The following is an 11,856-nucleotide window of genomic DNA, read 5'->3' as shown; positions in this document are numbered from 1 at the left end:
CGCGCCGACCGATCGAGAGTGACACCATGTACAACCTTCCTGATGATCACGGCCACTTCGGCCCGTATGGCGGCGTGTTCGTCGCCGAAACGCTGATTCACGCGCTGGACGAACTGCGCGCGGCGTATGAAAAATTCCGTCATGACCCCGATTTCGTCGCCGAGTACGAGCGGGAACTGAAGTATTTCGTCGGTCGTCCGTCGCCGATCTATCACGCGCAGCGCTGGAGCGAGATGCTCGGCGGCGCGCAGATCTACCTGAAGCGCGAGGACCTGAACCACACCGGCGCGCACAAGATCAACAACGTCATCGGCCAGGCGCTGCTCGCGAAGCGGATGGGCAAGAAGCGCGTGATCGCCGAGACGGGCGCCGGCCAGCACGGCGTCGCGACGGCGACGATCTGCGCGCGCTTCGGGATGGAGTGCATCGTCTACATGGGCGCCGAGGACGTGCGCCGCCAGGCCGCGAACGTCTACCGGATGAAGCTGCTCGGCGCGACGGTCGTGCCGGTCGAATCGGGTTCGCGCACGTTGAAGGACGCGCTGAACGAAGCGATGCGCGACTGGGTCACGAACATCGAAAGCACGTTCTACATCATCGGCACGGTCGCGGGCCCGCACCCGTATCCGGCGATGGTGCGCGACTTCCAGCGCGTGATCGGCGACGAGTGCAAGGTGCAGATGCCGGAACTCGCCGGCCGGCAGCCGGACGCGGTGATTGCGTGCGTCGGCGGCGGCTCGAACGCGATGGGCATCTTCTATCCGTACATCGACGACACGTCGGTGCAGCTGATCGGTGTCGAAGCGGCCGGCGACGGCCTCGACACGGGCCGTCACGCGGCGTCGCTGATCGCCGGCAGCCCCGGCGTGCTGCACGGCAACCGCACGTACCTGCTGCAGGACGACAACGGCCAGATCATCGAGACGCATTCGGTGTCGGCCGGGCTCGACTATCCGGGCGTCGGTCCCGAGCACGCGTGGCTGAAGGACAGCGGCCGCGCGCAGTATGTCGGCATCACCGACGAAGAGGCACTGAAGGCGTTCCACGACTGCTGCAGGATCGAGGGGATCATCCCCGCGCTCGAGTCGAGCCACGCGATCGCGTACGCCGTGAAGCTCGCGCCGACGTTGTCCAAGGACAAGATCCTCCTCGTCAACCTGTCGGGCCGCGGCGACAAGGACATGCACACGGTCGCCGAGCGATCGGGCATCGCGCTCTGACCCCGACCGATGCGTGACCTGATCGAACAACCGGGCGGCGGCGCCGCGAGCGAAGCGGAGGCGGTGCAGTCTGCCGTCGCCGTGCCGTGCGCGTTGCCGTCCGGGATCGAGCTGCACAACCGCGATTTCATGTCCGAAGCCGCGCGCCTGCCGGATGCGTCGATCGACCTGATCGTCGCCGATCCGCCGTACGGGCTCGGCAAGGACTATGGCAACGACTCGGACAAGCGCTCGGGCGACGATTTTCTCGCGTGGACGCGCGAGTGGCTCGAACTCGCGATCCCGAAGCTCAAGCCGAGCGGGTCGATGTACATCTTCTGCACGTGGCAGTACGCGCCGGAAATCTTCAGCTTCCTGAAGACGAAGCTCACGATGGTCAACGAGATCATCTGGGACCGGCGCGTGCCGAGCATGGGCGGCACGACGCGCCGTTTCACGTCGGTGCACGACAACATCGGCTTTTTCGCGGTTTCCAGGGCGTATTACTTCGATCTCGATCCGGTCCGCATCCCGTACGACGCCGACACGAAGAAGGCCCGCTCGCGCAAGCTGTTCGAAGGCAGCAAGTGGCTGGAGATGGGCTACAACCCGAAGGACGTCTGGTCGGTCTCGCGCCTGCACCGGCAGCACGCGGAGCGCGTCGATCATCCGACCCAGAAGCCGCTGGAAATCATCGAGCGGATGGTGCTCGCAAGCTGCCCGCCGGGCGGCCGCGTGCTCGATCCGTTCATGGGCAGCGGCACGACCGCGGTGGCCTGCGCACGGCAGGGGCGCGACTTCGTCGGCTACGAGATCAACGAAAGTTATTGCGCGATCGCGCACGAGCGCGTGAACGCGCTCGCCACGCCGGCGTGCGCGTGAGTCGCGCCGCCGCTGTGCCGATCGCTGCTTTGCATGGAACCGGAGTAAGCGCTGAAGCGCTTACTCCGGTCGACAAAGGAAAATTGCCATGAATCGTATCCAGCAGACCTTCGCCGCACTCGCCGAACAAGGCCGCAAGGGCCTGATCCCGTTCATCACGGCCGGCGACCCCGATCCCGCGAAAACCGTCGAATTCATGCACGCGCTCGCCGAAGGCGGCGCCGACGTCATCGAGCTCGGCGTGCCGTTCTCGGACCCGATGGCCGACGGCCCGGTGATCCAGCGCTCGTCGGAGCGTGCGCTCGCGCGCGGCGTCACGCTCAAGAGCGTGCTCGCCGACGTGAAGCGCTTCCGCGAGACCGACCAGAAAACCCCCGTCGTGCTGATGGGTTATGCGAACCCGATCGAGCGGATGGGTGTCGACACGTTCGCGACCGAGGCGCAGGCGGCCGGCGTCGACGGCGTGCTCGTCGTCGACTATCCGCCCGAGGAAGCGGGCGTGTTCGCCGAGAAAATGCGCGCCGCGCAGATCGATCCGATCTTCCTGCTCGCGCCGACGTCGACCGACGAACGCATCGCCGACGTGGGCAAGATCGCGAGCGGCTACGTGTACTACGTGTCGCTCAAGGGCGTGACCGGCGCCGGAAATCTGGATGTTTCGAGCATTGCGGGTAAAATCCCGGCCATCAAGTCGCGCGTGCCGGTTCCGGTGGGCGTCGGCTTCGGCATCCGCGACGCCGAAACGGCGCGCGCGGTGGCCGAAGTGTCGGACGCCGTCGTGATCGGCAGCCGGCTGGTGCAACTGCTCGAGAGCGCCGCGCCGGAAGGCGCCGTCGCCGCGCTGAAGACTTTCATCGCCGAGCTGCGCGCCGCCCTGGACGGCGCCGGCAAGACGGCGCGATAAACACAACACAGGAAGCGGGAACGGGCCGGTCGGCCCGCCCCGCCACGGAACAGGAAACCATACGATGAGCTGGCTCGACAAACTGTTGCCGCCGAAGATCAAGCAGACCGACCCGAAAAGCCGCAAGGGCATTCCGGAAGGCCTGTGGGTCAAGTGCCCGTCCTGCGAGGCCGTGCTGTACCGCAACGACGTGGACGCGAACCTGCACGTGTGCCCGAAGTGCGATCACCACATGCGCATCGGTGCGCGCGAGCGTCTCGACGGGCTGCTCGATCCGGAAGGCCGCTATGAAATCGGCCAGGAAATCGTGCCGGTCGACTCGCTGAAGTTCAAGGACAGCCGCAAGTACCCCGATCGTCTGAAGGAAGCGATGGACGAAACGGGCGAGACCGACGCGATGGTCGTGATGGGCGGCGCGATCCATACGCTGCCCGTCGTCGCTGCCTGCTTCGAGTTTTCGTTCATGGGCGGCTCGATGGGCTCGGTCGTCGGCGAGCGTTTCGCGCGCGGCGCGCAGAATGCGCTTGAGCAGCAAGTGCCGTTCATCTGCTTCACGGCGTCGGGCGGCGCACGGATGCAGGAAAGCCTGCTGTCGCTGATGCAGATGGCCAAGACCACCGCGATGCTGACCAAGCTGGCAGAGGCCAAGCTGCCGTTCATCTCGGTGCTGACCGACCCGACGATGGGCGGCGTGTCGGCGAGCTTCGCATTCCTCGGCGACGTCGTGATCGCCGAGCCGAAGGCGCTGATCGGCTTCGCCGGCCCGCGCGTGATCGAGCAGACGGTTCGCGAGAAACTGCCGGAAGGCTTCCAGCGCGCGGAATTCCTGCTGAAGACGGGCGCGATCGACATGATCGTCGACCGCCGCAAGATGCGCGACGAGATCGCGCAATTGCTCGCGCTGCTGCAGCGGCAACCGGCCGACGCGCTGGCCTGATTGGCGCGAGGTTGTGAACACTGCGCGTCGCCTGGCTTCAGCGTCAGGCGGCGCGCTTCGTTTTTTGGCGTAGTGGCGGTCCCGATCCAGATTTGAACCGATGAGCACTTTTCCCACTCTCGACGCGTGGCTTTCGCATCTCGAACGCGCGCACCCGGTCGGCATCGACATGGGCCTCACCCGCATCGGGCAGGTCAAGGCGGCGCTGCAGCTCGAATTCGCGTGCCCCGTCATCACCGTCGGCGGCACGAACGGCAAGGGCTCGACCTGCGCGTTCCTCGAGACGATCCTCGTGCGCGCGGGCTACAAGGTCGGCTGCCATACGTCGCCGCACCTGCTCGAATTCGGCGAGCGCGCGCGCGTGAACGGCCAGCAGGTCAGCGACGCCGAGCTGCTGCCGCACTTCGAAGCCGTCGAGGCAGCGCGCACGTCGCTGCCCGAGCCCGTGTCGCTCACGTACTTCGAATTCACGACGCTCGCGATCCTGCACCTGTTCGCGTCGCGCGGGCTCGACGCGGTGATCCTCGAAGTCGGCCTCGGCGGCCGGCTCGATGCGGTCAACATCATCGATACCGATTGCGCGATCGTCACGAGCATCGACATCGATCACACCGAATACCTCGGCGACACGCGCGAGAAGATCGCCTTCGAGAAGGCGGGGATCTTCCGTGCCGGCAAGCCGGCGATCTGCGGCGATCCGGCCGCGCCGCAAACGCTGATCGATCACGCCGAAGCGATCGGCGCCGACCTGTGGCTCGTCGGCCGCGATTTCCGCTACGAGGCGCAGGCGGGCGCCGAGCGCCAGCAGTGGAGCTACCTCGGTCGCGAGAAGCGCTACCCGGCGCTCGCGTATCCGGCGCTGCGCGGTGCGAATCAGCTGATCAATGCATCGGCCGCGCTGGCCGCGCTCGAGGCGCTGCGCCCGGTGCTGCCGGTGTCCGCGCAGGACATCCGGCTCGGGCTCGCCAACGTCGAACTGCCGGGCCGCTTCCAGGTGCTGCCCGGCAAGCCGGCGATCGTGCTGGACGTCGCGCACAACCCGCATGCGGCGGCCGTGCTCGAGCAAAATCTCGGCAACATGGGCTTCTTCCCGTACACATACGCGGTATTCGGTGCAATGCACGACAAGGACATCGACGGCGTGTTGCGGCACCTGAAGGGCGAGGTCGACCACTGGTGCGTGACCGACCTGCCGCTGCCGCGCGCGGCGAGCGCGGAGCAGCTCGAAGCCGCGCTGCGCAAGGTCGGCGTGGAGGAGGGGGCCGATTCGAGCGTGACGCGGTTCGCGTCGCCCGCCGAAGCGTTTCGCGATGCACTAAAAAGAGCATCCGAGAATGATAGAATCGTGGTTTTCGGCAGTTTCCATACGGTGGCAGGTGTGATGGCCTACCGGAAATCGCAGCAACACTGACTGACGGGCAGTTTCGGACTCAGCCATTCATGGGAATTTTCTCGTTCGGCAAGAAAGACGACGACGCGCCCCCGCGGCGCGGCGGTCGTACCGGGGCCTCCCGGAACGTGCGCACGGAGCGCACTGAACGCGTCGAGCGACGCACGCGCCGCACCGAGCGTCCGGAATCGGACGCACTGCTCCTCGATCCGACCCTTCCAGAAAAGCAACGCGCCCGCCGGCGTCTCGTCGGCGCGATCGCGCTCGTCGTCGCCGCGGTGATCGTGCTGCCGATGGTGCTCGATTCGCACCCGAAGCCGGTGACGGACGACATCGCGATCGACATCCCGAACCGGCCCGCGCATCAGGCGGTCGCGCCGCGCGACGACGACGCGTCCGACGTGCAGGCGGGCGTCGCGCATGACGAGCCGCCGGCATCCGATGTCGCCGTGGCGGCCGTGCCCGCGCCGGCGGCCAAGGATGCGGCCAAGCCGGCCGCGAAGCCCGATACCACGGCCCCGACGACCACGGCGAATGTGGCGCCGCCGAAGCCCGCTGCGAAGCCGGCCACGGCCGCACCCGCGCCGAAGCCGGCGCCCGCGACGGTCGCGAACGCCGATGCAGCGGCCGACAGCGGCGACGCATCGTCGGCCGGTGCGCGCTTCGCGGTGCAGCTCGGTTCGTTCAAGGACGACACGACGGCCCGTTCGTGGGCCACCAAGTTGAAATCGGCGGGGGTGCCCGCATATGTCGAGCATCGCAAGCAGGCGGACGGCAGCACGGCTACACTGCTGCGTGCCGGCCCGTTCGCGGATCGCGCGGCGGCGTCCGCCGCGATTGCGAAGGTGCGCGAAGCCGGACTCACGCAGTAACGTGCGATGCTGACGGCTTTCGACTACGCTGTATTGGCGGTGATCGCGTTGTCCGCGCTGCGTGGCGCGTGGCGCGGTTTCGTCTCGGAGATTTTCGGGCTGATCGGCTGGATCGCGGCGATTGCGATCGCGGCCCGCTATGTCGGACTGGTGGTGCCATATATCCCGGCGAACTGGCCGGGCGGCGCGCTGACACAGTGGGTGCTGGCGTTCGCGCTGATCGTGATTGGCGTGGTGTTCGTCGCGGGTGTCGCGAACGCGCTGTTGTCGCGGATCGCGCAGGCGACGGGCCTCGGCGGAGTCGATCGCTCGCTGGGCATGATGTTCGGGCTCGTCCGCGGCTGCGTGCTGGTGGTGCTGCTGGTCGCGGCGGCCGGGCTGACCGAATTGCCCAAACAGGATTTCTGGCGCAATGCGCTATTGCGTCCTTTCGCCGAACAGGGCGTGCATGAGCTGAAGCAGCTCCTGCCCGACGGCATGGCCCAGTACGTACGCGTGTGACGACGCGGCCGGGCAGGACGGAACCGATTTTGTCATTCTGAAGGACATGCCATGTGCGGCATCGTAGGCGTTATCTCCCAATCCCCGGTCAATCAGCTGATCTATGACAGCCTGCTGCTGCTGCAGCATCGCGGTCAGGACGCAGCGGGCATCGCGACGGCGGACGGCAGCAATTTCCACATGTACAAGGCCAACGGCATGGTGCGCGACGTGTTCCGCACGCGCAACATGCGCAGCCTGCCCGGCACCTTCGGCATCGGCCAGGTCCGCTATCCGACGGCCGGCTCGGCGTCGAGCGAAGCCGAGGCGCAGCCGTTCTACGTGAACGCGCCGTTCGGGATCATCCTCGCGCACAACGGCAACCTGACGAACTGGGAACAGCTGAAGGACGAGATGTTCCGGATCGACCGCCGGCACATCAACACCAATTCCGACAGCGAAGTGCTGCTCAACGTGTTCGCGCACGAGCTGCAGCTGTCGACGACGGGCCTCGAGCTCGATCCGGCCGCGGTGTTCAAGGCGGTCGCGGGCGTGCATCGCCGCCTGCAGGGCTCGTACGCGATCGTGTCGCTGATCGCCGGCTACGGCCTGCTCGCGTTCCGCGATCCGTTCGGCATTCGCCCGCTCTGCATCGGCAAGCTCGAGACCGAACACGGCACCGAGTGGATGGTCGCGTCGGAGTCGGTGGCGGTCGAAGGCATCGGGTTCGAATTCGTGCGCGACGTGCAGCCGGGCGAAGCGATCTTCATCGACAAGGCCGGCAATTTCCACAGCCAGCAGTGCGCGGAGAACCCGACGCTGAATCCGTGCATGTTCGAATACGTGTATCTCGCGCGTCCGGATTCGTGCCTCGACGGCGTGCCCGTCTACAACGTGCGCCTGCGCATGGGCGACTACCTCGCCGAGAAGATCAAGCGCGAGCTGCCGAACGTGCCGATCGACGTCGTGATGCCGATTCCCGATTCGTCGCGTCCGGCCGCGATGCAGGTCGCCGCGAAGCTCGGCGTCGAGTATCGCGAAGGCTTCTTCAAGAACCGCTACGTCGGCCGCACCTTCATCATGCCGGGCCAGGCCGTGCGCAAGAAGTCGGTGCGCCAGAAGCTCAATGCGATGAGCATCGAGTTCAAGGACAAGAACGTGCTGATCGTCGACGACTCGATCGTGCGCGGCACGACCTCGCACGAGATCGTGCAGATGGCGCGCGATGCGGGCGCGAAGTCGGTGATCTTCGCGTCGGCGGCACCGCCCGTGAAGTTCCCGAACGTGTACGGCATCGACATGCCGACGCGCGGCGAGCTGGTTGCCCACGGCCGCACCGACGAGGAAGTCGCGAAGATCATCGGCGCCGACCACCTGATCTACCAGGACGTCGACGACCTGCGCCGCGCGGTGCGCGACATCAACCCGAAGCTCGAGCAATTCGAGGCGTCGTGCTTCGACGGCAACTACATCACCGGCGCCGTGACGCCCGAGTACCTCGATGCGATCGAGCGCGCGCGTCTCGCACCGGCGTCGCAGGCTGATCGCGACACGGCCGGCGATGCCGCGCGTTCGCAGATGAACCTGCAACTGTCGGTCGAGTGATGCAGCCGCACGCTTCCGACGAAGCGTGATAGGATGTCGCCGTGCGTCGATTTGATTCAGCTTGCGGACGCGGGGCGACTTCCCAAAACAGCTAAAGCGAAGGCCGGCGGCAGCCGGCCCGAGTCGATCGCTGTCGTACCGCACCGAAGCCCGCTGATGCCGACGCATAGCGGGCTTTTTGTTTTGGCCTGATTTTGTGGCTGGGTTCGCGCCCGAAGCATGACCTGCGACGCGACCCTCGAATACGGAAAACGGAACATGGACGACTCCCTCAACTTCGACACGCTCGCCGTGCGCGCGGGCACGTTGCGCAGCAACTTCAACGAGCATTCGGAAGCGCTGTTCCTCACGTCGAGCTTCTGCTTCACGAGCGCGGCCGAGGCGGCCGAGCGCTTCGCGAATTCGGAAGACTATTTCACCTATTCGCGCTTCACGAACCCGACCGTCACCATGTTCCAGGATCGTCTCGCCGCGCTCGAAGGCGGCGAGGCCTGCATCGCGACGGCGTCGGGCATGGCCGCGATCATGTCGGTCGTGATGTCCGCCCTGCAGGCGGGCGATCACCTCGTCAGCTCGCGCAGCCTGTTCGGCTCGACGCTCGGGATGTTCTCGCAGATCTTCAGCAAGTTCGGCATCGCGACGACCTTCGTCGATCCGACCGACCTGAACGCATGGCAGGAAGCGGTACGGCCCGAGACGAAGATGTTCTTCCTCGAAACGCCGTCGAACCCGTTGACCGAACTCGCCGATATCGAGGCGATCGGCAAGATCGCGAAGGCCGCGAACGCGCTGTTCGTCGTCGACAACTGTTTCTGCAGCCCGGTGCTGCAGCAGCCGCTGAAACTCGGCGCGGACGTCGTGATGCACTCGGCGACGAAGTTCCTCGACGGGCAGGGCCGCGTGCTCGGCGGCGCGCTGGTCGGCTCGAAGGAATTCATCATGGGCAAGGTGTTCCCGTTCGTGCGCAGCGCGGGGCCGACGCTGTCGGCGTTCAACGCGTGGGTGCTGCTGAAGGGGATGGAGACGCTGTCGCTGCGCGTCGAGAAGCAGTCGGCGAACGCGCTGGAAATCGCGCGCTGGCTCGATTCGCATCCGGCCGTCGCGCGCGTGTTTTATCCCGGGCTCGAATCGCATCCGCAGCACGAACTCGCGAAGCGCCAGCAGAAGGCGGGCGGCGCGATCGTGTCGTTCGAGCTGAAGGGCGACACGCCGGAGCAGCAGCGCGCGAATGCGTGGCGCGTGATCGACAGCACGAAGCTGATCTCGATCACCGGCAACCTCGGTGACACGCGCACGACGATCACGCATCCAGCGACGACGACGCATGCCCGCATCACGCCGGAAGCGCGTGCGGCCGCGGGGATCACCGAAGGGCTGATCCGCCTCGCGGTCGGCCTGGAAAACGCGGGCGACCTGCGCAACGATCTCGCGCGCGGTCTCGCGGGCTGAGCGCGGCGGCAGGTTACAGGGCCGACATGACGACGGGCCGCTCGATCTGATCGAGCGGCCCGTGTTTTTTGGCCGGCGCCGCGCGCGTTGACGCAATCAGCCGGCGTGCCCGGCCTGCGCGGGCCGATGCTCGTCACGCATCGCTTCCATCATCCAGCGCAGCGTGTCGTCGAGCGGCGTCACCGGAAGCTCGCCCACCGCGCGCCGCAGCTTGTCGCGCGACCCGCTCAGGCGCTTCACTTCGTTGTGTCGGACGAAACGTGGATCGATCGTCACGTCGATCACGTAGCCGGCGATCCGCGACAGCATCGCCAGCACTTCCTTCAGCGAATACGCGCGCTCCGAGCAGACGTTGAACGTCTCGCCGGCCGGCGCGGTTTCGAGCAGCTTCAGATAGGCGGTCGTCACGTCGCGCACGTCGGAGAAATCGCGGCTCACGTCGAGATTGCCGAGCGAGATGCGCGGCGCATTGCGCGCATAGTGCGACACGAGTTTCGGCAGCAGATACGCCTCGTCCTGGCCGACGCCGGTGTAGTTGAACGGCCGCGCGATCACGATTGGCAGGCGGTCGGCCCACAGCTTCGCCGCGTATTCCATCGCGAGCTTGCTGACCGCATAGTCGTTCGCGGGGGCGGGTGAGACGGTTTCGTCGAGCACGCCGGCCGTCGAATTGCCATAGATGTTCGCGCTGCTGGCGAGCAGCACCGCCGACGGGCGGCGATCGAGACCCGCGAGTGCGGCCAGCAGGTTGCGCGTGCCGACGATGTTGACCGCGTAAGTCTGCGACGGCTCGTCCTGCGCGACGTGTGCGCGCGCAGCCAGATGCACGACCGCATCGGGTCGCGCATCGGTGGCCGCCGCGCGCATCGCCTGCGCGTCGAGCAGGTCGACCGGCAGCAGCGTGCAGTTCGCGAACGCCGGATCGTCCGGCCGCGCCGCGCCGGGCGCAACGGTGCCCCACACGTCGTAGCCGGCCGCCTCGAGCTGCTGCGCCATGTAGCGGCCGGTGAAGCCGGTCAGGCCCGTGACGAATGCGCGGCGCGACGAGCGTCCGGCATCAGTACGTGTCATGGTGACGATTCCGCGTCAGGTCCGCTTCCACCATCATCTGGCAAAGCTGCTCGAGCGTCGTTTCCGGCGCCCAGCCGAGCTTGGATTTGGCCTTGTCCGCGCAGCCGATCAGCAGGTCGACTTCGGCAGGGCGGTAGAACTTCGGATTCACTTCGACGAGCACGTCGCCGTTCGACGCGTCGAGGCCGCGTTCCTGTTCGCCCTTGCCGGTCCATTCGATCTGGTAGCCGGCCGCCGCGAACGCCATCTGCACGAAGTCGCGGACGGTCTCGGTGCGGTTGGTCGCGAGCACGTAGGTGTCGGGCTCGTCGACCTGCAGCATTCGCCACATCCCTTCGACGTATTCGAGCGCGAAGCCCCAGTCGCGCTTGGCGTCGAGGTTGCCGAGCTCGAGTTTGGTCGCCTTGCCGAGCTTGATCTTCGCGACGGTGTCGGTGATCTTGCGCGTGACGAACTCGCGGCCGCGCAGCGGCGATTCGTGGTTGAACAGGATGCCGCTGCAGCCGAACAGGTCGTAGGACTCGCGGTAGTTCACGGTCATCCAGTGCGCGTACAGCTTCGCGACGCCGTACGGGCTGCGCGGGTAGAACGCGGTCGTCTCCGTTTGCGGAATGGCCTGCACCTTGCCGAACATCTCGGACGTCGATGCCTGGTAGAAGCGCGTCTTCGGGCTGACCACGCGGATCGCCTCGAGCAGGTTCAGCGGGCCGATGCCGGTGACTTCGGCGGTCGTCGCCGGCTGATCGAACGACACGCCGACGAAGCTCTGCGCGGCCAGGTTGTACAGCTCGTCGGGCTGCGTGCGTTCGAGCAGCCGCAGGCTCGAGCCGGCATCCGTCAGGTCGTGCTCGACGAGCGACAGGTTCGGGTGCGTATCGACGCCGAGCTCGGCGATACGCCAGAAGTTCACCGAGCTGGTGCGGCGGTAGGTGCCCGTGACTTCGTAGCCCTTGTCGAGCAGCAGCTTGGTCAGGTAGGCGCCGTCCTGCCCGGTGATCCCCGTGATGATGGCCTTCTTGCGAGTTTGGCTCATGGCAATGTCCTGGTCGAATCGATGGATTGAGAAA

The 11,856-nt window shown here is 66.5% G+C and carries 11 protein-coding genes; 9 read left to right on the top strand and 2 right to left on the bottom strand.

What is annotated here, in order from left to right; translation table 11 throughout:
- The first annotated feature begins 26 nt into the window (after positions 1–26).
- The 9 genes from trpB to WS66_RS08815 all read left to right on the top strand — a co-directional run bounded on the left by trpB (position 27) and on the right by WS66_RS08815 (position 9,718).
- Entirely contained in the window at positions 27–1,220 is a 1,194-nt protein-coding gene (gene trpB, locus WS66_RS08855) for a tryptophan synthase subunit beta (protein WP_059599544.1), read from the top strand.
- A gap of 9 nt (positions 1,221–1,229) precedes the next feature.
- On the top strand, positions 1,230–2,081 hold the full coding sequence (locus WS66_RS08850; protein ID WP_059599543.1) for a DNA-methyltransferase: 852 nt from the start codon (positions 1,230–1,232) through the stop codon (positions 2,079–2,081).
- Positions 2,082–2,169: 88 nt separating this feature from the next.
- Positions 2,170–2,985: a tryptophan synthase subunit alpha gene (trpA, locus tag WS66_RS08845; protein WP_059599542.1), complete on the top strand. Its 816-nt coding sequence runs from the start codon at positions 2,170–2,172 to the stop codon at positions 2,983–2,985.
- A 64-nt stretch (positions 2,986–3,049) separates the two neighbouring features.
- The gene (gene accD / locus WS66_RS08840) at positions 3,050–3,922 is read left to right on the top strand and encodes an acetyl-CoA carboxylase, carboxyltransferase subunit beta (RefSeq protein ID WP_044843820.1); all 873 of its coding nucleotides are present in this window, start codon (positions 3,050–3,052) and stop codon (positions 3,920–3,922) included.
- 100 nt (positions 3,923–4,022) lie between these two features.
- A complete protein-coding gene (folC, locus tag WS66_RS08835) occupies positions 4,023–5,333 on the top strand; it encodes a bifunctional tetrahydrofolate synthase/dihydrofolate synthase (protein WP_059599541.1) in 1,311 nt (436 codons plus the stop codon).
- Positions 5,334–5,362: 29 nt separating this feature from the next.
- Positions 5,363–6,184 (top strand): SPOR domain-containing protein, encoded by an 822-nt coding sequence (locus tag WS66_RS08830; RefSeq protein WP_059599540.1) that lies wholly within the window; start codon positions 5,363–5,365, stop codon positions 6,182–6,184.
- A 6-nt stretch (positions 6,185–6,190) separates the two neighbouring features.
- Positions 6,191–6,685, top strand: a complete 495-nt coding sequence (locus tag WS66_RS08825) for a CvpA family protein (protein ID WP_059524763.1) — start codon at positions 6,191–6,193, stop codon at positions 6,683–6,685.
- Between the two features lie 51 nt (positions 6,686–6,736).
- Positions 6,737–8,269, top strand: a complete 1,533-nt coding sequence (purF, locus tag WS66_RS08820; protein ID WP_059599539.1) for an amidophosphoribosyltransferase — start codon at positions 6,737–6,739, stop codon at positions 8,267–8,269.
- A 258-nt stretch (positions 8,270–8,527) separates the two neighbouring features.
- Positions 8,528–9,718: an O-succinylhomoserine sulfhydrylase gene (locus tag WS66_RS08815; RefSeq protein WP_059599564.1), complete on the top strand. Its 1,191-nt coding sequence runs from the start codon at positions 8,528–8,530 to the stop codon at positions 9,716–9,718.
- A 96-nt stretch (positions 9,719–9,814) separates the two neighbouring features.
- Here WS66_RS08815 and WS66_RS08810 read toward each other — a convergent pair whose 3' ends face one another.
- Positions 9,815–10,789 carry an NAD-dependent epimerase/dehydratase family protein gene (locus tag WS66_RS08810; protein WP_059599538.1) on the bottom strand — a complete coding sequence of 325 codons (975 nt, stop codon included), beginning with the start codon at positions 10,787–10,789 and terminating at the stop codon, positions 9,815–9,817.
- Positions 10,776–11,822, bottom strand: a complete 1,047-nt coding sequence (gene gmd / locus WS66_RS08805) for a GDP-mannose 4,6-dehydratase (protein ID WP_059599537.1) — start codon at positions 11,820–11,822, stop codon at positions 10,776–10,778. Before gmd ends, WS66_RS08810 begins: the two co-directional genes overlap by 14 nt.
- Positions 11,823–11,856 lie beyond the last annotated feature (34 nt).

Origin of the sequence: Burkholderia sp. LA-2-3-30-S1-D2 (genome assembly GCF_001523915.2) — a bacterium.
Taxonomy (GTDB): Bacteria; Pseudomonadota; Gammaproteobacteria; order Burkholderiales; family Burkholderiaceae; genus Burkholderia; species Burkholderia diffusa.
This window is presented reverse-complemented; position numbering and strand designations above follow the sequence as displayed.